This window comes from Phormidium sp. CCY1219 (assembly GCF_035615515.1).
Classification (GTDB): domain Bacteria; phylum Cyanobacteriota; class Cyanobacteriia; order Cyanobacteriales; family Laspinemataceae; genus CCY1219.
The window spans coordinates 41,332-64,507 of sequence record NZ_JAJENT010000777.1; the positions used below are offsets into that span (position 1 = coordinate 41,332).

General features: G+C 51.2%; 13 protein-coding genes. 5 read left to right on the forward strand and 8 right to left on the reverse strand.

Annotated elements, in window-relative coordinates; all coding sequences use genetic code 11:
* The first annotated feature begins 145 nt into the window (after nucleotides 1-145).
* The 4 genes from LKK83_RS23575 to LKK83_RS23590 all read left to right on the forward strand — a co-directional run bounded on the left by LKK83_RS23575 (nucleotide 146) and on the right by LKK83_RS23590 (nucleotide 5,642).
* A complete protein-coding gene (locus LKK83_RS23575; protein WP_324633833.1) occupies nucleotides 146-2,428 on the forward strand; it encodes a hypothetical protein in 2,283 nt (760 codons plus the stop codon).
* A gap of 244 nt (nucleotides 2,429-2,672) precedes the next feature.
* Nucleotides 2,673-3,419: a sulfotransferase domain-containing protein gene (locus LKK83_RS23580; RefSeq protein WP_324633834.1), complete on the forward strand. Its 747-nt coding sequence runs from the start codon at nucleotides 2,673-2,675 to the stop codon at nucleotides 3,417-3,419.
* Between the two features lie 190 nt (nucleotides 3,420-3,609).
* On the forward strand, nucleotides 3,610-4,329 hold the full coding sequence (locus LKK83_RS23585; RefSeq protein WP_324633835.1) for a class I SAM-dependent methyltransferase: 720 nt from the start codon (nucleotides 3,610-3,612) through the stop codon (nucleotides 4,327-4,329).
* Nucleotides 4,330-4,400: 71 nt separating this feature from the next.
* The gene (locus LKK83_RS23590; RefSeq protein WP_324633836.1) at nucleotides 4,401-5,642 is read left to right on the forward strand and encodes a glycosyltransferase family 4 protein; all 1,242 of its coding nucleotides are present in this window, start codon (nucleotides 4,401-4,403) and stop codon (nucleotides 5,640-5,642) included.
* A gap of 46 nt (nucleotides 5,643-5,688) precedes the next feature.
* On the opposite strand, the gene LKK83_RS23595 is transcribed toward LKK83_RS23590, so the two are convergent.
* From LKK83_RS23595 to hslO, 5 genes are all read right to left on the reverse strand, one after another.
* Nucleotides 5,689-7,197: an MBOAT family O-acyltransferase gene (locus LKK83_RS23595; protein WP_324633837.1), complete on the reverse strand. Its 1,509-nt coding sequence runs from the start codon at nucleotides 7,195-7,197 to the stop codon at nucleotides 5,689-5,691.
* 175 nt (nucleotides 7,198-7,372) lie between these two features.
* Nucleotides 7,373-10,144: a zinc-dependent metalloprotease gene (locus LKK83_RS23600; RefSeq protein ID WP_324633838.1), complete on the reverse strand. Its 2,772-nt coding sequence runs from the start codon at nucleotides 10,142-10,144 to the stop codon at nucleotides 7,373-7,375.
* A gap of 1,183 nt (nucleotides 10,145-11,327) precedes the next feature.
* On the reverse strand, nucleotides 11,328-13,541 hold the full coding sequence (locus tag LKK83_RS23605; RefSeq protein ID WP_324633839.1) for a hypothetical protein: 2,214 nt from the start codon (nucleotides 13,539-13,541) through the stop codon (nucleotides 11,328-11,330).
* A gap of 3 nt (nucleotides 13,542-13,544) precedes the next feature.
* Nucleotides 13,545-13,742, reverse strand: a complete 198-nt coding sequence (locus LKK83_RS23610) for a hypothetical protein (protein ID WP_324633840.1) — start codon at nucleotides 13,740-13,742, stop codon at nucleotides 13,545-13,547.
* A gap of 522 nt (nucleotides 13,743-14,264) precedes the next feature.
* Complete coding sequence (hslO, locus tag LKK83_RS23615; protein ID WP_324633841.1) at nucleotides 14,265-15,158, reverse strand: Hsp33 family molecular chaperone HslO; 894 nt, start codon at nucleotides 15,156-15,158, stop codon at nucleotides 14,265-14,267.
* 167 nt (nucleotides 15,159-15,325) lie between these two features.
* On the opposite strand from hslO, the gene LKK83_RS23620 reads away from it, so the two are divergent.
* The gene (locus LKK83_RS23620) at nucleotides 15,326-15,724 is read left to right on the forward strand and encodes a hypothetical protein (RefSeq protein ID WP_324633842.1); all 399 of its coding nucleotides are present in this window, start codon (nucleotides 15,326-15,328) and stop codon (nucleotides 15,722-15,724) included.
* Between the two features lie 63 nt (nucleotides 15,725-15,787).
* Here the strand turns inward: LKK83_RS23620 and LKK83_RS23625 are convergent, their stop codons facing one another.
* The 3 genes from LKK83_RS23625 to LKK83_RS23635 form a co-directional block, all read right to left on the reverse strand.
* On the reverse strand, nucleotides 15,788-16,588 hold the full coding sequence (locus LKK83_RS23625) for a DUF928 domain-containing protein (RefSeq protein ID WP_324633843.1): 801 nt from the start codon (nucleotides 16,586-16,588) through the stop codon (nucleotides 15,788-15,790).
* Nucleotides 16,589-17,222: 634 nt separating this feature from the next.
* Nucleotides 17,223-19,148, reverse strand: coding sequence for a CHASE2 domain-containing protein (locus tag LKK83_RS23630; RefSeq protein ID WP_324633844.1), 1,926 nt, complete (start codon nucleotides 19,146-19,148; stop codon nucleotides 17,223-17,225).
* A 320-nt stretch (nucleotides 19,149-19,468) separates the two neighbouring features.
* A complete protein-coding gene (locus LKK83_RS23635; protein WP_324633845.1) occupies nucleotides 19,469-22,999 on the reverse strand; it encodes a two-partner secretion domain-containing protein in 3,531 nt (1,176 codons plus the stop codon).
* Nucleotides 23,000-23,176: the final 177 nt, after the last annotated feature.

Genomic DNA, 23,176 nt, shown 5'->3' on the forward strand with positions numbered 1-23,176 from the left:
AGCATTGTTCATTACCGATCCGGCGAACGGCTATATCTGGTTTGGCAATATCAAACCAGTGAGGCTACGTCATTGCCGCAATTTGACGCTCGCCTGGATTTATTTTTTCCTATAATTTCTCTCTTAATCGTCATTTTATATCCGTATGTCAGACCCAAAGGATAACTCCACACCCAATGTAGCGGCGGTGTTTTGCATTGCCTTAATTTGTTGGCTGGTATTGGTGCCAGTGGTTAATCAAATTTACCTTCCGCTTGGCGAAAATGCCACGGGTGCAATTTCGGTGGCTACACTGGAGAATACCAGTCCTTACACGGATTACCTGAAGTATTTTATCCTGCTATTCGTGCCGCCTTTGGTGGGCGCGATCGCCCTGGTAATTAACCCCAAATGGGTGGATGGGTTTTTCGGAGTTTTACAAAAGGCGATCGCTCACCCATTCTTTTTAATTCCCGTCACCGCACTCCTCATTCTATCCTGGACGATTAACAAACATCTTTTTGGCTTGCAAGCACCATTGCTCGATTCCTTCCACGAAGGCGAGTTTCTGGGGTTTTTGCCCAATTTTACCGCCTTAGAAAATCCCTTTGCGAACACGGTGTTTGTGCATGGGTTTGGGTTGAATGTGTTCCCGAGTTTACTCGCTCATACCCTAGGATATTCCAATACCTTAATTGCTAAAACCCGGTTGTTTGTTATCGGATTGCGGATAGTTTCTACCTTGGGGTGGTTTTGGGTTTTATGGGAAATTACGCAGTGCGTTCGGTTTAAGAAACAATCTAACCTGCTATTTTTCCTGGGAGTTAGTCTGCTGTTTGCTTTTTTGGAAGGCATCTTTTTTTACGTGGATGAAACCCGCTCCTCATTTTTTGTTATTCAGTTTGCACTGATGTTGCGTTTTTTTAGAGTGGGGGATTATAAACCAATACAGGGTAAAGTATTACCGATTATCGTTGGGTTTTCTATTCCGCTAAGCTTTCTTTACGTATATGATAGAGCGATTTATTTTCTGGGGATTTATCTGAGCGCGGTTGTGTTAAGCTTTGGGTTGGAAAAGCGGGTGAGAAAGCGGTGGTTAGCTGGATCGGTTCTGGGAATTGGAACTGCCTTGATTTTACTCGCGATCCTGTTGGGTTTCCAGGGTCTAGGGGCGATAGGGTGGCAAATTCTCTACTGGGGTAAATATGGCCGTTATATCTCTTTTCGTCCCCTCCCTCCGTTGGAAATGACATTCGACTCCCAGTGGTTTTGGATGTCGATGTTGATTCAAACTTCAGTGCTGGTTTATCTGGCGATCGCGTTGAAAAAAACACAATTCCACCTGCGGTCGTTTATTCAGAAACACTTTCTCACCCTTTTGTTATTATCTGCTGCTTGCATCTACATGCGGAGTGCCCTCGATCGCAGCGATATCGGTCATGCAGGACACAGTGCCCTTGTCAGTTTTTTGCTGCTATTTTATCTGAGTTTACGCGGGGTGCGAAAGTATTTAGACGATACGGTGCAAATCCCCAATGAAACCCGGGGATTTATTCGGCTCAGTTTTGGGGTTATCATGCTCGTTTTGCTCGCATCAGAACCGAATTTTGCCCCGGAAAAAGCTTGGGAAAAAGTCGCCGTAACCTCTCAGGCGATCGCCACCGCAGATGAGAAAATCGTGCAACCGGATTACTTGGAAGCAGTGAATGCCCTCCAACCAGAAATTGACAAGCAGTCCTGCTTTTATACCCTAACCTCTGAGGGACTTTGGTACTCCCTGTTCGATAAACCCTCTTGCTCGAAATTTAGCTATACCTATTATTCCAAACCCACCAGCGCTCAAAAAATCGTGGTGCGCGAACTAAAACAGACTCAACCGGATATCATTTTATTGACCAATAACATGTGGTCGAATACCATTGATGGGATTCCTACCTCGGATTCGGTGTCCCAGATTTATCAATACATTCTGCAAGAATATCAGCCCTATCGGTTAGTCCAATCCCATTGGTTTTGGAAGCGGCGCGATCGCGACTATCGTTTGGCAACCAGTAACACCATTCAGGGGGTTTTAGATAATATACCCGAGACGGAAATCTGGAAAGGACAAACCATTGCTATTTCCGGATGGGCCATTTTGCCACAACAAAATAAACCGCCAGATGCCGTTTTTCTCAGCTACGGATCGGATAATAAATTGATTGCTGTAGACCCAGTGAATACCCCCAGACCCGATGTTGCCCTTGCCTTATCCAATCCAAATTACACAAACTCTGGATGGAAACTGCGAATTCCCACCACAGTTTTACCCTCGGGCAAGACGGTTTTGAAAGTTTGGGGTTATGATGCCCAAAGCCAAGAACTCATTCAAATCGGAGACGAGATTTCCTTGAATGTGTTACCCTATCCTTCCGTTCCCCAACGATCCAGAAACAAATGGATACGTTGACCTTCAAACCTAGCAAATCACCTGACCCCTTCATCTTCCCTTTCGACCAAATTTTCTGAATTGTCCCGGAATTGGGTCGCAACTGAAGTGGAGGGTGAGGGTTGGCGATCGCATCCAACAGAATTTCCCGCTGGTGGAAAACCAGCAACTGGCAACATCAAACTTCCCCAGAATATCTTCCCCTAAATTTTCTGCAAATATGGGGCAAAATAAGGTTTGGAATTATTAGCTCTATCTCTCATCCATGCCAGACTTTCTGATTATCGGCACCCAAAAAGGCGGGACGACTTCGCTTTATCACTACCTCACCCAACACCCGCAAATTATTCCCGCCGCGCAAAAAGAAATTCACTTTTTCGACCTCAACTTTCAGCGGGGACTTGACTGGTATAACGCGCAATTTCCCTCCGTGACTCCCGGGGAAACTCTCACCGGAGAAGCGAGTCCGTATTATCTCTTTCATCCCCTAACGCCGAAACGGGTCAAAGCGCTATTTCCCGAGATAAAACTCATCGTATTGTTGAGAAATCCAGTGACGCGAAGTTGGTCTCATTACAATCACGAAGTTCGCTTGGGGTTCGAGTCCCTGTCGTTTGCAGAAGCGATCGCTAGCGAACCGGCGCGACTGGCAGGAGAAGTGCAAAAAATGCTGGCTGACGAGAACTATTATAGCTACAATCATCAGCATTACACCTATTTGTCCCGGGGAATTTATCTCGAACAGCTCAAACGCTGGATGGAACTGTTCCCGCGCGATCGCTTCTTAATCCTTACCAGCGAGGACTTTTATCGTCACCCGGCGCAGACAGTGGCGCAAACCCTGGCATTTTTAGGATTGCCCCCAGCACAACTCGGCGACTATCCCCGATACAATGCAGGGGAGTACCGGGAGAACATCCCCGACGCAATGCGAAGACAGTTACAGGACTATTTTATGCCGCACAATCAGGCATTAACGGAACATTTGAAGATAAAATTTGACTGGTATTAGGGGAGAGAGGACTTCCGCGATCGCCGGAGTTGTAGGATGGGCATTATTGCCCACCGTACCTCTATATCGAGAGTCATTAGGGGTCAATTACGTAACTCTTAAAAGACGATAACCTCGCCTTCGGGTGGCAAGGTTATGCTCTCCACCCGAAAAAGAAGGTTTTGCCGTTCAGTATCTAGAGATCGACCCGATGGAAAATGCAAAAGAGGGAATTGATTATGAAGGCACCTGGGATGCTTATGCCACCGCATGGCATAATATTCATCCGGGACTCGAACACATTGGCGATGAGTGGATCGGTCAACGGGCGGGGGCGGCCCAATCCCTAGAGGAATATGAAGCCCTCATCAAAGAGCGGTTTATTCAGCCCTACCTGCGTCCAGAACATGTGGTGTTAGAAATTGGCGTGGGCGGGGGCAAAACCGGGGCGCTGTTGCTCGATCGCTGTAGGCAGCTTATTTGTGCCGATATTTCGAGTAAAATGCTAGAAGCAACCCAGTCGCGGTTGGGCAGCGATCGCGTCAGCTACGTCAAACTCGATGGTCTATCATTAAACCCCATCGAACCGGGATCCGCTGATGTCTGTTTCTGTTACGATACGATGGTGCATTTGGAACCGAGAGATATTTTTAATTACTTAACCCAAATTCCCGCGCTTTTGCGGGGCGATCGCCTCTGTATCTTTCACCATAGTAACGTCCTGAGTGACTTAGGATGGCAGAAATTTCTCGGGGAATGGCAGGTCAACTTAATGGGGAAAAGACATGGTTCCGCTTTCTCCGTAATGACCGATAATATTATGGAAAAATTCCTCAGTCATCTTAACTATCGGATCATCTTAAAAGATACCACCACCGTACCCCGCGATTGCGTCTGGGTCTGTCAAGCGCCAGAGTCTCTGCAAACCTAACACAGAAAACCTTCTGTTTTTGCCTGAATTTTTCCTGCTGATTTCATTTCTCATTTTGACTGGTTCTCCCCATGCGAATCCTAATCCTGCATCCCAATTTTCCCGCACAGTTTCGCCATGTTGCCACCGCGATCGCCAGCAATCCCAACAACCAAGTGGTATTTGGCACCAAAAACGAACGCCCGGAATGGGTCATTCCCGGCGTAAAAAAAGCCTTATTTAAACCTAGTCGCGACCCCAATCCAAACACCCATCATTATGTCCGACCCCTGGAAAGTGCGGTCCTCTCCGGACAAGCGGTGTTTCGGATGGCAGAACAGCTCAAATCGCAAGGATTCGTGCCGGATATCGTGTACGGGCACTCCGGGTGGGGACCGACGTTATTTGCCAAAGATATTTTTCCCAATGCCCCGTTATTGTGTTATTTTGAATGGTATTACCATGCTTACGGATCCGATGCCAATTTTGACCCGAAAGACCCGTTAACGATTGATGATGTGGCGAGAATTCGGGTGAAAAATTCGCCGATTTTGGTGGATTTAGCCTCCTGCGATTGGGGGATTTCTCCCACCTACTGGCAGCGATCGCAATTTCCCCCGGAATTCCAAAGCAAAATCTCGGTGATTCACGATGGCGTGGATGTAGACTACTTCAAACCCAACCCGGGGGCAAAATTAGTCTTGCCCGAATTAGATTTGTCTCATGTAAACGAACTCGTCACCTATGTGGCGCGTGGAATGGAACCCTATCGCGGATTTCCCGAATTTATCGAATCCCTCGCTTACATTCAGGAAAGACGCCCGAATTGTCACGTGGTTGTCGTCGGTTCCGATCGCGTTTGCTACGGCAAATCTTTACCCAGCGGGGAAACCTACAAAGAACACATGCTCAAAAAAGTCCCCCTAGATTTATCCCGGGTTCACTTTGTCGGCGCTTTACCCTACGGATTGTACTTAAAAGTCATTCAAGCATCCGACGTTCATGTGTATTTAACTCGTCCGTTTGTCTTATCCTGGTCGATGATAGAATCCATGTCCACCGGCTGTTTAGTCGTCGGTTCCGATACGCCACCGGTGCGCGAAGTAATTACCGACGGGGAAAATGGATTGCTTGCAGACTTTTTCTCCCCCAAACAAATCGCCGATCGCGTGGATGAAGTCTTGGATCATCCCACTCGCATGGCCGAAATTCGCAAAAAAGCTCGCGAAACCGTATTAGAGCGCTATGCGGCACAAAACCTCATCCACCGCCACTTACAACTCATTCAAGATGTAGCGACTGGCGTTCTCAACAGCAAGAGTTTCAAGGCATAATTCCAATAATTTTGACGGTGGGCAATGCCCACCTTACCACTACCCTTTAAAAATCAAAATAAATGTAGGGCAACCCTCCTTCCGGGGCAAACATCCACACCGCATATAAGGCGATCGGCACTAACGCAATTTTCAAGGGCCAATTGAGTTGCAATTTTAAGCCGCGATGAACCGCGTAACTCAATCCCATCGATATCCAAATCACCGCAATCAGCACCGCCAATTCCACCCGGGGCAACCCCATACTTTCTAAATACACTTTCTCGGCAAACTGCACGTCGCCGGTATGTTGCCAGAAATGTTCTAACACCCATTGAGCATCTTCCAGGTTGGGAAGGCGAAAGGGAATCCAGGCGAAAAACACCATTGTCTGGGTCAAAACCCATCCCGTTACCATACCGGGAATGGTTTTCCACCAGCGTTTTAAGCCTTCAAATTTCTTTGAAACCACATCGGTGATGCGGTGAATTGCCAAGGCGACACCATGCAAGATTCCCCACAGGATAAATCCCCAAGCTGCACCATGCCAAATTCCCGCCACTAACATCACAATAATTAAGTTGAGACAGGTTCGCGCCAACCCAACGCGCGACCCGCCCAAGGGAAAATACAGATAGTTTCGCAACCAATCTCCCAGAGAAATATGCCACCGCCGCCAAAAGTCGGCAATGCTGGTACTAAAATAGGGAAAATTGAAGTTTTGCGGCAGATTAAATCCCAACAGCATGGCACTCCCGCGCGCCATATCCACATACCCGCTAAAGTCGAGAAACAGTTGCAAGCCATAGGCAAGGGTTGCCAGCCACAAATCGCCGCTACCGGCGCGCTGCATGTTCTCAAAACTCAAGTCTACCAAGATGCCAAGGCGATCGGCGACAATTCCTTTTTTGATGGCACCACAGGCAATCAACCACAGTCCTTCCACCCATTCGTGGGAGGCGGGAAATATCAATCCTCTCAGTTGTTTTTGAAAATAATGATAGCGGGTAATCGGCCCGGAGATTAGTTTGGGAAAGAAGAGTTTGTAAGACGCAAATCTCAGCAATTGTGCCGAAGCCGGTGCGCCGCGATACACATCAACCAGATAGGCAATACATTCAAAACTGAAAAAACTCAGTCCCAATGGGGCGATAATATTGTCGGCAAACCAATCGGCGGTGTCTAAGGCAATGGGAATTTCAAATTGCGTGCCGATTGTGGTGAATAAAAAGGGCACGTATTTGAATCCCAGCAGCAGAAATATGTTAAAGAAAATGCCAATCCATAACCAAAAAAGCCGACGGCGTTCCCAGTTGGCAAAGCGCTCTTGCCAGGGTGGGGAAGCGGTTTGCTGGCGCGGGGTGGGTTCGGATTTTTTGGCGATCGCGCGTCCCAAGCGATAGTTAACATAAATTCCTCCCAGGAGCAAGGGAATGTAAATGGCTTGCAGGGAGGCATAAAAAATCAAACTGGCAATGAAAATCAGCCACAAACGCGATCGCTGTTTGCTGACGCTCCAATACAGTCCTAACAGACTTAATAAAAATACCGCGTAGACAATCGAAATAAAAGTCATCGGATAAATTCAGCGGTGATGGGTGGAAATTCACCAGGGCACAGGGTATCGAAAATCGGAAACGGGAAGTTATTTTGCCTCTTTACTGGAAAGAAGCGGAGCCTCAGATGGGGCGTTCCCAGGCGTAAGCCTGGGAACGAGGGAAATGCCACTTGCTACTCCATTTCCTCTGGCATCAGCGAGATTGTAACTGCGCTTCGAGGGTTTTGTCGATGCGGTGGATGCTTTCCGCCAGATGCGCTTTAGTGGCGGTATCCAAGTTGTCGCCGCGCTTATCCAGGGTTCGATCGAGCTGTTGGCGCAGTTGTTGTAAGTTGTACCATGCCAGAGTCCGCGCTTCATCGGGAACCTGTGCTTTTCGCAATACCATTGCCATCATCATGGCCAGGTGATCGCGCTGCAGGTCGCGACGGACGCTAGAAATCTCGCCCATGTCGTCTTCGGGTTCGATCGCCTCGGTCCAAATTCCGGTTTGCAGGGTATCGAACAACTCCTGGATGGTGAGGGCTTCCCCGGGGGATGCCTTGAGTTCCAGGTCTTGCAAGCGCATCAAGCGCGGATAGGAGAGCAGCGATCGCAGGACAATCCCTTGCAACAGATTGATCCGCTGATGAATGGGATAATCCAAGGGGAACACCACCGGTAGAGACCCCCAGTGATACCAGCGATCGGGGGCTAATTTATTCAACAGTTGCGCGGAGAAGTGCAACGCATCTTTATCAAATACGTATTGTTGCAGCAGTGCCAAACTCTGACGCTGTTTTTCCACCGAGATGGGTTGAAAAGGCAAGCGCCCATTTCCGTCGGCGTGGTTGCGGTTAAACCACTGACCCCCCACATAAAGGGTGGCATTCATGGCGTTGCGGAAATAATAGAAAAACACCATGTCAAACATGCGGCGCACTTCGCTAAAGCTTTCGCCCGTGACCGGATAGCGCTTATCTAGGCGTTCCCACATTTCCCGAGCATTTTCCAATTGCCACTCGGAATATTTCACCATATCGCCGCTGAGATCGAAGGCATTGGCGGCGGGGTTGAGGATATCCATCGTATCCTCATCCGGGGCATAGGCCAAATGGGGATCCTCTCCGGCGCGGGCGGCAATTTCTTCTAATTCGCGCCGTTCCATTGCCGGAATCATTGCATTGAGAGGTTTGTAGCCATATTCGATCGCCCATTCATCGTAGGGGCCGACCACTACGGGGTAAAAATCCCCTTGTTCGCGGTCTGGACCGGCCAAGTTCACGGGCACGTAGTCCATGACTGAAGCCACCAGTCCTTGGCTGCGGGTAATGGTGGTATCGTGCAGTTCTTCCGGTTGGAGCATGGTGCTCCCGTGGAAGTTGTGGCGCAAACCCAAGGTATGCCCGACTTCGTGGGCGGTGAGGAAGGTCAAATACTGATTGATGTACTGTTCCATTTCCTCGCCACTGGGTAGGGCGTTGTGGAAGACGGATAAGCCAAATGCCCCGATGGCTAACTGTTGCGGGGCTTCGATGCCGTAGCACAGGTCGTATTTTTCTACCATGTCGGAGACGAAGGCTCGCACCTGGGCGGGGGGTTCTCCCATGCTGCGATCGCCCATCTGCATGGTTCCCAGGGAGGCATCGGTGGAGACCCCCATCGCCGGCATGCAAGGGTGGCGATCGCCCATCATTTTGCCCAAAAATGCCATTTCGCTTCCGCTGGGTTCTCGTTCCACTAAGCTGCGATACTCGCGCTTGATGCTTCGCACGATATTGCCGTCGATGAGAATATCCGCATCCAGAATTTCACCGGTCAGGGGATTGACCCGCGAGGGTCCGACGCCGGCAAACCAGGACTCGAAGGCGGTGGACCAGCGAATGGTATTGTACCGAATATCTGAGGGATCCCAGGTGGCATCGTCGGGCATTTCTCGCGCTTCTATGGCATTGATAAATCCGGCTTTTTCAAATGCTTTGTTCCACTGTTCGATGCCTTCGGCGATCGCGTCTCGATATTCTAACGGAACCGTGTTTTCGATCCAAAAAACGATCGGTTTTTTCGGGGGAGACAGGCGGGCATTGGGATTTTGTTTTTCTAAATGCCAGCGGTTGATATAGCGAACAAAGGTTTCTTTGCTGCGGCGATCGGATAAATCCTGGTAGGCGGTGATGAAATAACCGACGCGATTATCGGCGAGTCGCGGACGATATCCGTTGTTGACCGGCACTTCGGAAATGCTGTAGTTCACGTGCAGGTTAAATGCTCGGTTGTCGGGCAGGGTTTCCAGGGCGCTCACTTGTTCGTCGCCGCCACTGAATCCATACACGCATTCGATTTCTACGTTTAAGGGGAAGGCTTGGATGCGATCGAAATAGGAGGACTCGCTATCTCGGCTGTAGGAGGCTCCTAAAAACCACGGCATAATCCCGCTTAAACCGGTTAAGTCTCGCTGGTTAATTAGCAGGTTACTTAGGTCTACGAGCAGGCTTTCCCTCTCGGGATGTTTGCTTTCAATGGGTAGGGTGGACAGTACGGAGTCGCTAAAGGAGCGATCGAGCGATCGCTCTACCGGATCTCCCGGACGGGCGCGGAAATACACGTTTCTGACCACAAACTGTAGGTTCTCGTTCACCCGTTTGAAGTAAAATAACATATCCTGTAATGGCATTCCCCGGAACAATCCGCGCTCGCCAATTCCGGATGCTAAGGTCATTACTGCCAGGAAGTTTTTGTCCAGTTGTTCCGGCATGATTTCCATATAAACTTTGCCGGTTTTTTCCTGGTGGTATAGGGTAAATAGTCCTTCTAGTTTTTCGCTGTCTTCCACTACCTCGTCAAACTTTTCTATTGAATCGAGGTCGCTGTGGAAACTCTCCTCCTCTTCGGATGGCGGCGGAGGCGGGTTTTTTTGCGCGGTGTTTCCCACAATTGGCATTTGGCTGATTGCCGGCACTGGAACCATGCTCCAGGTCACTGGCATCAGGAAAAATGCTAGAAATAAAATTAAGAAGGTTTTCAGTCTTGAGCGATTGCTTCTTCGCGGCTTCGGTCTTGGCAAGGGAACAGTTCTCGCCAAAAATTGCCTCAGTTTCCCGAGGATGCGCTTTCGGAAACTCCCTAGGGATGTCAGTTTTTTCATCTGGCGATGCATTAATCTTCTCTGTGTTTTGAGTGGCTACTACATCTCGGTGGCAATCTGTCGGCAATGGAGGGGCTTAGTCTGGAATTGCGCGGCCCGAAGGCAAGATTGACACAGGAAATTTAAGAATTTACAATTTATGGATTGTCAAGTCTTAGTTTCGGTCCGCTGTCGCGGCTTTTTCGCCTGAGTGAGTGCGACACTGTGCCGCTTTTTCGGCAGTGCTGAAGGCTCCTGACAAGGTGTCACTCCGGCAAGTTACCGACGCGATCGCCTCGGTGGTTATGGGATCTAATTTACAAAAAATTTCGGTTGAATGCCTCAAACCATCGGCGAACCTCCTGTTATATCGAGCAGCTATCCCTCCCGGAGGCACCCCGACTCGCACTTCAGTTGCCCCTCCAACCGCATTGGGTTGGGCGCTTCGCCTCTGAATGGTGGCGATCGCCTTTGGGGGTTGTGTAGATCTGCACCCGCGCTTCTGGCATCGCCTCCTCCAGTGGCGACAGGGCAGATTGCCCGGTTTGTCTCTTGGTGGGGGATAAGCGCCTCGTTCGTTAACCGGATCTCGCGATCGCTTGCCACTCCAGAAGCTTCGCTTTTCCAGCCAAAACCCCTGCCTTCCCCTTGGGCATTCCCTCTGGGAGAGCAGCAATCCTCACCGCCAATTTGCTTGCTTTTGCGTTTTCTGGCTTTGGCTGTTAGGCGATCGTCTGTATTCTCTTATCTTAACCTGTAGCCACCCTTGTCGGTTTGATTTTATTGTAAAGAATTTTTAAAGATTGTTTTTCAATCCCGCCTTGGATTGGTTGAATAAACTCGCTATAAAAAATATATTTATCCTGCCAAAAATCCAGCGATCGCAATTCCAAATCCGTCTCATTTATTCCCCTTCAACCCGGGCTTGTTTTTCAATAAATCGATGACCGGGTATCCCAATTTTACCGATGAAATTGTCGGTTTTTTATCTCAGCCTCGTCCCCCTGAAGGTGCGGAAAACTTCAGGGGAATCAGACCCGATCGTTCACCCCCGATCTGTATTCACGCCTTCTTCTGGCCCATTGGGGGAATCCGATGCCGGCGAGGCGTCGTCTATCGCCTCGGTTTGGGGTTGTGAAGATGCATCGGCAGGAATTCGGGTCTGGGAATCCGAGGCAAATGAGGGAGAAGTATTCCGATTGGTGCGCGCCGTATCCGGTTCGGCTAAGGGAGGCGGTGGCGGGTTGAGCAAAATTTCCCAAGCTTCCACTTCTCGTCTGGCGCGGGGATAAACGCTGGAGTAATAGGGAATGATTTTGGCGATGTTGACAGCAGCTTCGAGATTGTAGGTGGATTGGTCTTGGGCGAGGGACAATATTCGTTGACTCCAATCATCGATCGCCGCATCGGCGCTAAAGCGTAAGGAAGAACCGGAGGAAACCCGATTGGCAATTTCGATCGCCCGCAGCAATTCTTGCGGCGTCTGGGCTAAATCGCCGATCCGATAGGCTTCGTCGAGGGTTTCGCGATCGCGGATTTCTTGTTGCCAACCTTGAATCGCCGATTGGGCTTCATCGTAAAGCGCCCGGTTGGGGGGAATGGTTTGCGCCATCGAAATCGCGGCTTTCACATTTCCTAACTGAGACAAACTCCAGGCGCGATCGAGAATCGGTCGATCTTCGAGCCGTTGAATTTCCAGTTGCCAATCTTGGATTTTGGCTTGGGCTTCCTGATAAAGGGCGCGCCCTGGAGCGATGTTGCGCGCTGCATTAATTGCCGCTTCCAAAGAGGGGCGATCGCCATAGCGCGCCAATTGTTCGGCTTGTCTGAGGTAGGGGCGGTCCTCGGTGCTTTCAATTCGACTGCGCCAGCCATCGATTTCCGACTGGGCTTTTTCCCATACGGGGTTATTTCGCTCCACCTGTTGCGCCTGAGCGATCGCCGCTTTTAAATCGCGCATGGTGCCGCCCTGAGCCAGTTGTTGCGCTTCTTCTAAATAGGCCACATCTTTGATGCTATCTTGCCACTGGGCAATTAACTGTTGCGCTTCCCCATACAGGGGACGAGTCGGACCGATAAGACGGGCTTTGGCGATCGCATCGGATAGAGAACGCACCGTAGCCCGCGCGGCGATCGACCGTGCCCGCACCAAATCGATTAAATCGTCCGCCTCTTTTTTCACCGAGCTATTGTAGGGAACTTGGCGGGCAATATAAATAGCATCTTGCCAATCTTTTTCTTCCACCCGCTCCCGTGCTAAGTCCAAAATTTGCTTGGCAAACTCGGCAACTAGAGAGCGAGATTTCTTATATAATTTGCTGCTTGGCTCGATTTCCTCGACAACTTTTATCGCTTCTAAGATATCTTTGAGTTCTCCTTTTTCTGCCAGATTGCGGGCTTCATCGAGGGTTTGACCTTCTTTTCGCGTCGCTTCGATAGACTGATTGAGCGCATCGTACTTGGTGGTTTCCCAGTAAGTATTGCCCACCACGGTCAATTGTCTCATCAAGCGAATAGCCTGACCCCAGTTTTCCTTTTCCAACTCGGACTCGGCTTTTTTATAAATTTCTTGCGCTTCATTCCAAATCGATTGCCAGCGTTCGATGCGTTCTTCGACTAATTGAGCGGCTTCAGTATTGCTCGGAACCTGTCGGGCGGTGGCGATCGCTTCGGTGAGCTTGCCCTCCTGGAAGGTATGTTCTGCCAAATCCAACAACTGTTCTGCCCATTTTTGGATTTGACGATTTAATTCCGGACGCAGGGGGTGATCTTGGGGCAGTTGATTCACTTGGGAGATCGCTTCGAGCAACCCCTCAACCGTTTGCTCGGATGCTGCTTTTTGGGCGCAATACATATGCTCCGAAGCCGAGATCATGCCCCATTGATTATTGTTACAATTCGGCACAGCGGGAAGTTTTAACAGCATCATCAGCGCGCCGCCCCCGAGGGAGCCACAGAGTACCAATGTAAACAGTCCCCAGAGTTGCCAGCTTGTCAGCCATTTCAACACCCGGGTGCCCATCTGTTCTCCTTGGGATGTCCGAGGACTGCTGGCGGCGCGGTGGGGAGTTTCCGAGTCGCGATCGCGGCGGTTTTTGGGGGAGCGATCGCGGCGGGAATCTCGATCGCGACCCGCACCACCAGCCCCACCTGCGGACCGTGATGACGAGGAGAAAGGATTCGCAGCTCGGGGATGATTTCCCGCCTCCGAAGACCTTTCGATCGGCCAGTGCTTTGGAATTTCGCGATCTTTTGTCATAGCTCACCCGAACCGCATGTGGTGTACCTTTGGGACGTTCAAACCCCCGATCGCGCCAGTTGCGATCGCGGCCACAGTTTTCCGATCCCGCGTGCCGAGACTGACGTTGAGCCGATACCATTCGGCCTGAGTCAAGTCACACCCATTGTACATGGGATTTAAGCTAGGGGTCTCGACCGAACCGAGCATTTGAGAATTCACTGTAGCCTCTAGGAGAATCTACATTGCTGCCAGCCACTTTTCCGGTGGTTGACTAAGGCGCTGTTGATTTAACTACGAGTAGATGAGCCACCCTGGGAAGCCGATCCCTACCCGCAATTCGCGGGCGATCGCTCCTACCATATCCATTACAATTTTCCAATTTTTCTCCCCCTAGATTGTTAACCGGGGGGGGTGGAAATGTGCAAGGAGGAAAGCAGATTTAAACTTATTCTAGAGGATTCGCTTTTGATAACTATCCGAGCAAGACAGAAAACCTCACCGTGGTAAAGTTGTGGGCAAGTTCGGCTTTGTGAAGCGAGGGGGAATTCACTTGGGTTTCCCCCAGGGCGGGAAAGCCGGTGTGGGTGGGCGCAAGGGCGGGTAGGAGGGGTCTGACCTGTGGCGATCGCCCGCCAACACAGACCAGATCCGCTTATGAATGCTCCTCCACCTGCTATGGGAGAAAAAGAGAGTGCGGCGAATCTCGTTCAATGGCGGATATGCCCCCCTCCAGACCCCAGATTAGGACTCTGCCTGCAGTGCCACAATCAAGTCGGCGAGTTGATCGCTGCTGGCGGTATAAATTTCCCCGCAAAAATGACAAGTCGCCTCAGCGCCATCATCTTTTTCAATCATGTCTTGCAGTTCGTCTTCGCCCAACAATTTCAACGCTCTTAACATCCGCTCTTCCGAGCAACCACAGTGAAAGCGCACCATCTGGCGTTCCGGTAAAATAACCAGCCCCATGTCGCCAAGCAGTTCTGTCAAAATTTCGCTCAAGGATTTACCAGCTTGCAACAACGGTGTAAATCCCGACAGACTCGCCACGCGCGATTCCAAGGTTTCCACCAGTTCTAAATCCTCGGCGGCTTTTGGCATCACCTGTAGCAAAATGCCACCGGAAGCTTGTACCCCTTTGGCTTCCACAAACACGCCCACCACCAATGCGGAGGGGGTTTGTTCCGATGTCACCAGATAATGGGCCACATCATCGCCAATTTCTCCAGAGACCAATTCCACGGTACTGGAATAGGGGTAGCCATATCCCACATCTCGGACCACATAGAGATATCCCGGACCGACGGCACCGCCCACATCCAGTTTTCCTTTCGCATTGGGGGGCAGTTCCACATGCGGGCGATCGACATAACCGCGTACTGTGCCATCTAAACCGGCATCTACGAGAATGCCTCCGAGGGGTCCTTCTCCCTTGACGCGCAGGTTGACCCGCGAACCCGGGCGCTTCATACTGGAGGCGAGTAGCAATCCGGAGGACATGGTGCGTCCTAAAGCCGCTGTGGCTACATAGGAGAGCTGGTGCCGTTGGCGCGCTTCTTCGGTTAGGCGCGTGGTAATGACTCCCACCGCTCGAATCCCGCCCTCAGCCGCCGTGGCTCTAATCAGTTGATCTGCCATGCAAAAACCTTACAATTCTTAACAAGTCACCTTTTTATATTGTAAGAGTCCCGCTGGGTAGGAGGGGGCGATCGGGGGTGGGATGAGGAGTTTTTCTCCCCGTTCGGTATGGGGGAATGGCATACTGAAAAAAATGACTTCCACTGGCGGATAAGCTGAGCCGATCTATGTTAGGGACTTTTCAACAAACCAGCCTGAGAATTGAAGTGGACGCACCTGCAACGGCGATCCGGGATAGTATCCTGCGTCCGGAACAGTTGCAGGAGTGGTTATGGCCGCAACGCACCCGCGAAAAGCTGCCAGAGCAGCTTTATGAAGGATTGAGTTACACCAGCGCGATCGGGCCTGTTTTAATTCACCACCGCATCGATCGCGCCGAACCCCACTGTTTGCGAGTGTTGTTGAGTCAGGGAATTGATGGGTTTCACGAGTGGTACTGGGGCGAGGGTTGGGTGCAGTCTCGTTTGGAAGGGGTTTCCTTGCTGCCACTCAGTTTGAGCCATACGGTGAATCTGTTGCGTCTGCGCGAGTTTCTCAGCCATAAAAATCGGCAGCATGCCGAATAATCGGTGATGCTGCCTGGGTCTGGCGCGATCGCGAACCTAAGCTGTTTCCATCCGAGAAGGGGGTTAGTTGGTGCTGGCGATCCGTTCTCGCTCTTGGGCGACGACTTCGTTTAATCCCACTTGTTCGAGTAAGGAAAGGCGCTCTAAGGCGATCGCCCTATCGTTGGCCGAATCTTCATAGGCGCTGGAAATCGCTTTGAGAGCGTCATACCATAGGCCCTCTTGTGCGTACACTGAGGCCAACTGGCGATCGCTCCCGGTTGCTGTGGGTTCGCTAGGGGATTCCCCCGCCGCTTCTAACTCTAAGGGCGCAACTCGCTTAATCCACGCCTGGGCAAACACATCGCTCGATCGCCGTTCTTCATTGCACAGCACGCTCACGGACCAGCGATAGGTTTTCCCCTCTTCCAACTCGGGCAAGTCTTTCGGCATCGCAACTTCCACGATTCCCGTCGGTGCCCCAGCAATTTTTTGCGTGAAAATTGGGGTGGGGACCCCGGCTTCTACCAGTGCAAACTCCATATCCGCCGAACTTTGCTCCGACAAATGCCAATAAAAGCTCGGATGTCCCGAAGCGGTTACGCCCACGTGATTGTCCGGAACCAGCAAGGTCAGCCCCACTGCAACCGAATCGTTACATCCGCGCGACCCCGTCCCTCGACTCGTCTCCGGCGCATCTAAGTCCCCGGGAGGTTTATAACTCAGTTCGGGTTCCAATGCCACCGCAGGCGCGCTTCCCCCTAAATGAACCCAGGGGTGCCCCGATTTCTCATTTAAGCTTGTTTCTATTGTCATCCCCGTCTGCATCAGCGTCATGGATGCAGTAACGGTTGCTACGCTAACCAATAGGCGCACAAACCTCATAAAATTAGACTCCTTTTAAACTCTATCAATGGTAAATTGAAATCTGCTCGATCGCACCAAGCTTACCCTGTCCTAACATCGCACATTTATCAGTCCAACTGTTGCCCATATCTTCCGTAATTTTAACGAGAAAAATGGGCTAGCTTACACCCTTATCTCTGTATTTTACACTATCTTAGCCCAAAATGCCTGAAAAGTAAGTTAAGCTTTTCCGGCGGCTTTTTCATCCTTTATCGGAAGTTTTTCCGCACTTGCTTGGGGCAGAACTAAAAACTGCTAGAGAAATTACTTATACCCTTTTTCGATAGAGAGAGGTTAGAGTTAGTCTCCCCGACTCGCCTCAAAGACGCGCGCCGATCGCGTCTCTACAGGAGGCGCAACCGGGAATCCTCTCTAACCGGAAAGCATGAAAAAGGGAGTTTTTTCAACGAGTTTAGCTGGGTTTAATCGATAATTATTTTGCCGGAATTCAATATAAAATTTCGCGATTTTCGAGCATTTTAAGTGTTCTAAAATGTTGGATTTTATCGCATTTTTTAAATAAAAAGGGGAGAGAATGGCGGGTGCAAGTCTCTGTTTGTACAGCATAGAATGTGAAGCAGAAATCACTGACAGGGTATTGGAGAAGCCTGTTTCACAACCCCTCATCAAGCAAGACTTGATAGAGGGTGACGGGTTGCTGACGTCCTTTTAAAAGGGCACTGCCGAGGAAGTGGGTGCGGAACTTATCTCGAATGTAGGAATAAGTACCTTCGCTAATCAGGATCCGGCAAATGCCTCCTTCCAAAGCTTTGTTATAACTTTCCAGACGGGCGGCGACATTGACGCTATCGCCAATGGTGGTATAGTCTTCGCGATCGCGACTGCCGAGGCTGCCAATCACCACAGGCCCAGTAGCGATACCCACTCGCATAGTGACAATCGGGCATCCGCGCGCTTGCCATTGCTGATTGAGCGATCGCAACGCTTTCGCCATCGCCACCGCGCAAGACACTGCCGCGATCGCATCTGCTGCGACTTCCTCCTCGGTGGTGCGCTCGATGGGCACCCCAAACACCGCCATCACCGCATCCCCAATAAACTTATCCACCACCCCCCCATATTCCAGCACCAAACCAGCCATCGCCTCCATATACTCATTCAACCAACACATCAGCAGCTCTGCATCCGTCTCCTCAGCAATGCTGCTGAAATTCTTAATATCCGTAAACAAAACCGTTGCCCGAACCTTGCGCCCCAACAATCGACCTTCCTTCAAAATTTGATGGCGATCGCGCCAAATCGCCTCAGCAATTTGCGGCGTCACGTGACGCCCAAACAAATTCATCACAACTTCGCGTTCGTGGCGCTCCACAGACGCCACATAAGCCACCATCACCACCACCGACCCTCCAAATCCGAGCAATGGCGGCACCACCGGCACCCACCACCCGTGCAAAAACAAACCAAATGAACTCCCCCCCAACACCCCAACAGCCAACACCACTCCCCCCAGCAAACGAAAGCGCACCAAACTTCCACCTAACACACCACCCACCAAACACCACACACAAATCCACAGCACCTCGGCAACATCGTCCCACACCCGAATCAAAGCGCGACCCTCTATCCCAGCACTCAAAATCTGACTGATTAAATTTGCCTGAATCTCCACCCCCGTCGTCTGTTTAGACGCACCAAAAAACCGACTGCTGTAAGGCGTATCAAAAAAATCATTCAAACTCACCGCCGTCGGCCCAATCAACACGATGCGATCGCGCGCCCAATCCGGCGGTATCCTCTTCTCCAGCACATCCATCACAGACACCATTTCAAAACTCCCCGCCCCGCCCCGAAAATTAAAAATAATCTGATATCCCCCTGCATCCGCCTCCACATAACCGCCATCATTGGGTTGAAACTGACGAAACACCGCATCCCCAATCTGCATGTAATCCGGATTCACATCTGCCGCTTTTGGTTCGATTCTGGAGGCATCGAGATAAATCAGAGCCAATCTCAACCCCAAACTCTCCAAAACCCTGCCATCTGGCGCTTTCACAAACAGCAATCCCCGGCGAATTTTGCCATCCCCATCCACCGGCACGTCATTCGACCCCACTTGACCCAGTTCTTTCAAAACCCGAGGACCTGCCACGCCTTCGCCATTTTCATCCCCCACCACCTTCTCAATCCCAATTAAATTCGGCGTAGATTCGAACACCTGCACCAAACGCTCGTACCCGGGTTCCACCGGCAAATTGCGATAAATATCTAATCCGATAGCGCGGGGTTGCTGTTGTTTGATTTCTGTCAAAACCTCTGCCAGTACGCCATCAGGAATCGGCCAATCGCCGATCGCATTGATATCCGACTCGTTAATCCCCACGATCGCTACTCTGTCATCCCTCGGTTCGGGGGGTCGCCACTGGAAAAAGCGATCGAGAGCCGCCCATTCCAAAGGCTGCAACCACCCAGCAAAGCGCATCGCGACTACCAATGCGGCAACGATAGGCACGGACATCGCTTGCCCACGCCATTGTTCTAGAGTGCGTGACGCAGTTCTTACCAGTTTTGCCATGACCCAACTCATCCCGACTCCGCATCAGGCACCCTACGCACCCTGCGCGATCGCGCCATAACTTTTTTCAGCAGCGGGATCCGTGTCATTCAAATTCTCAACACCTTAAATCGATTGTCTCATTCAACCAAAGGGTCTCTCCATACCGGCTCGCGATCGCTCATGCAAGCTTCTGCGATTCTAACTTGCCAGTTAAACAAGGAACTAGAACAGCAATTGAGCGCTCTAACTCCAAACCCTGGTTTGTGCTGCCAAAATCCCCGATTAGCACCTCATTAGAAACGCAAAATTGATAATTGATAATTGTCAATTGTCAACTGTCAATTATCATCAGGTTCGCACAGGTGTAGAGAGGGTGCTTCAGGGCGATGCTGCGGTAGAATGCCGAGGAGGGTGCGACCATCCTCCGTGACTTGGATGCCATTTGCTTCTTGAATTGCCAACCCGACTTTCCAAGAGCGGCGATCGCGAGAAAATTGCCCGACACCCCATTCCTCCGCAAAGACAGAAGTAACCCGACCTGGGGTGGCTTGCGAAACCCCAGCCATCTCCCTCAATCCTCTCACCTGCGTCACCGCATAAGAGTCCGAAAGTGCATTGTCAGGGGTAGCGGGAATTCCACCGGTGCCGATGAGTGTAAAACTGCCGCGATCGCGAGAACCGCGTGCCAGACAGCTCGTTGCTACCACCGTCTCGGGAGAGACAAACTCTGTAGCTAATTGAGCCAATCCCTCCAGTAAATCCACATCCGGCGTATTAATCTCCACCGTCCCGCTAAACTGCGCCCCGAGTTCGGAACTGGCGGTGATATCGCTTTCGGAGGTAGGAAAATCGCGAAACTGCGTGCCAAAAATCCCTTCTGCGGCGATCGCTACTCGACCCCCGCGCCCCACCAGAGCATTCGCCGTAATGTCGCTATTTTCCAAAGCCACCAAAGTCTCCACATCAATCCCAATATTCCCCCCATCCGCATTCCCCGCATCCGTCGTAATGCTACTCCCAAAGCGCAACTCGAGGCTGTGAGCCTCCAGAGTAATATTCCCCCCAGTACCGCCCACCGTACCAGCATTAATCGCGCCGCCTGCTTGCAATTCGATCGCCCCCGCATTCACCGACAGAGTACCCGCATCGCCAGACTCCACGCTGTTGACGGAGATTTCTGCCCCCTCTCGCACCTGCAGGCGATCGGTGTTAATTTCCAAATCCCCCGCCATTCCGCTCGCCGCCAGGGGTAGCAAATCGCTGCCAGAGGTAGCAAACAACCCACTGCGACGAAACCGCCCTAGGCTGGAAGTGCCGCTTAACTCGATAGCCTCTGAGGCGTTCACAGTTAAACTGCCCCCAGCGCCCGCCCCCTCAGTCGATGCAAAAGCGCCCGCCCCATCGCGCACCACGAGCGATCGCGTGGAAATCCTCAAGCTCCCCGCCGGCGCACCGCTAAAGGTAGAAGTTCCCAATGCACTGGCGACTCGACCATCCTCCGCCACCCCGCTCAGCTCCACGGATTCCCTGGCATTGACGATTAAATTTCCCCCAGGGCCGCCCAGGGGAATCGCTCCACTTCTGGCGATCGCCCCACTATTGGTTAATATCTGTCCCCCAGCAGTCAAAGTCAATCGTCCGGTGTCAATCGTAATATCTCCCGCCTTTCCCGTCCCCCCAATGGTATTGCTAAAAATCCCCGTGGCAACCAAGCTTCCCGCCGGCGTGACTCGCACTTCCAGGGTATCGGGTATTTTCAGGTTGATATTTCCTCCCTGACCCACCCCCAAAGTGACGCTCGAGAGTTGTGCCCCATCGCGCAAAATTAACTGCGGAGCATTCATCTCGATATTGCCCGCCGCCCCAGTTCCCAAACTGCCACTAAACAACCCCGATGCCTCGCTCTCCACCCTTTCCGTGGCATTCACAGTCAACTTTCCGCCCAAACCCGCGCCAAACGTACTCGTGGAAAGCGCCGCCCCCTCTCGTAAAATTAACCTGCCAGTGTCGATTCGCAACGAACCTGACGCTCCCTCTCCAGCCGTTCCCGTAAATAACCCATTGCTTAACTGTCCCAGCTTCAATTCTCCCGCTAAAGCCCCCGCAATAAAGGTTTGTTGAAAAGTTTCAAACCCACTGCCAATCAGTTCCACCGAGTCGCTGGCATTCAGGGTCAAATTCCCTCCGTCACCACTGCCAAAAGACCGCGCGGAAACCACTGCCCCCGGTAACAGTAAAAATTGTCCGGTGGTAATGCTTAAATCCCCGCCTGCACCCGTTTGAGTGGTGTCGCTGACGAGGCTACTGGGAAATTCTCCTCGTCCACCGCTACCGCTAATTTCTACTCGTTCCGCAGCGCGGATGGTCAGGTTTCCCGCATCGCCGCTACCGTCGCTGCTGGTGGAAATCACTGCACCATCGCGAAGGATGAGTTGTTGGGTCTCCAGGGTCACGTTACCCGCCGATCCGCTGACAATACTCGGGCCATATCGCTCGCGCAAGGCATCCGGTCCGTCGGTGGCGGCGGAAACAATGCTGCTGGCGATCGCATTATTCGGTGATGTCCCGCTGACTTCCACCGATTCCGTCGCCCGGATAATCAGATTTCCCCCTGCACCGCTGCTGCGCGTTCCCGAAATCACTACCGCACCATCTCGCACCACTAACCGCCGCGTCTCAATAGTTAGCTCTCCCGCATCCCCCGCCGCACCCGCCGCATTCGCCAATCCTAACGGATCTGCGCGAAATACTCCGCCCCTGAGTTCCACTAACTCTGTGGCACGAATGCTCAAGTTGCCGCTGTTTCCCGTTCCAAATGAGGTGGCGGCAATAATGCCATTATCCACCTGCAATTCTCTCGTGGTTACGCTCAAGTCCCCCGCATCTCCTTGTCCCACAGTCTGTGATGAAATCGATGAAACGCTTAACCCGTCGGGAGAAGTGCCGATGACTTCTACTTTTTCCGTGGCATTTACCCTGATGTTGCCTCCCGCGATCGCGCCTTCGGTAATCGCCGCAACTTGGGAGCCATCCCGCACGGATAGAATGCCTGTTTCGATTGCAATATCACCGCCACCAATTCCACTAGTATTTGCCGCCGCTTGTCCCCACAGTTGGATGCTTCCTCGCGCGTTAGGGTCGTCAGTGGCCTCTAACGCACCATTTTCCCCCATTCCAATTTCCCAATTTCTATTGCCCCCAGATACCAGTTGAAGCTCTCCTCCCGGCGCATTTAAGTGTCCTCCCGGTAATAAAATATTCCCCCCAAACAATCCAATTGTTTCCCCCGGGTTCACTTGCAATCCCACGATTTTACCCTCGGCGTTGGTGCTGACGGATTCATTGACAATATTCCCCGGATTTGAACCCAATCCCAAGCCAATCGGTACGCTATTGGTAAGCAGGGGTTGCGGATTATTTTCTGTGGCGCTAAACCGGGTCTGGTCTGCAAAGGTAATGCTCTCTCCAGTTGAGGCAAAAAATGACCCGCCGATGTTCAGTTGCGCGTTCGGCCCAAAGGTTATTCCGTTGGGATTGAGTAAAAATAAATTCGCATTCCCGTTCGCGCGCAGTATCCCATCAATCCTGGAAACCCTCCCCCCGGTAATCCGCGTAAAAATATTTTGAATTTGCCGAGCATTATTAAAAAATGCTGTCCCTTCTGTGGGTATGGAAAATTCCTCGAAGCTATGAAATAAGTTGCTCCCGCGCTCTGTGCCTCCTTCAATAATGACGGTATTTCCCTCTGGTGTAACTATTGTGTTTTCCGGCAGGGTTCCATCGGGCACTATTTGTGCGGTTAGCGGTAAATGAATTGCTATCAATGCGATTCCTGCAATTCCCACCGATGTCAAACAATCGTTTTTCATCTTTACTATCCTCATAAGCTATCAATAACCGGAAAGTAGATAATCGGGTATTTTATAAACCCACCAATGTCCTTTGTTCTTTGTTCTTTCTCCTTTCTCTTTTCTCCTTTCTCCTTTCTCCTTTCTCCTTTCTCCTTTCTCCTTTCTCCTTTCTCCTTTCTCCTTTCTCCTTTCTCC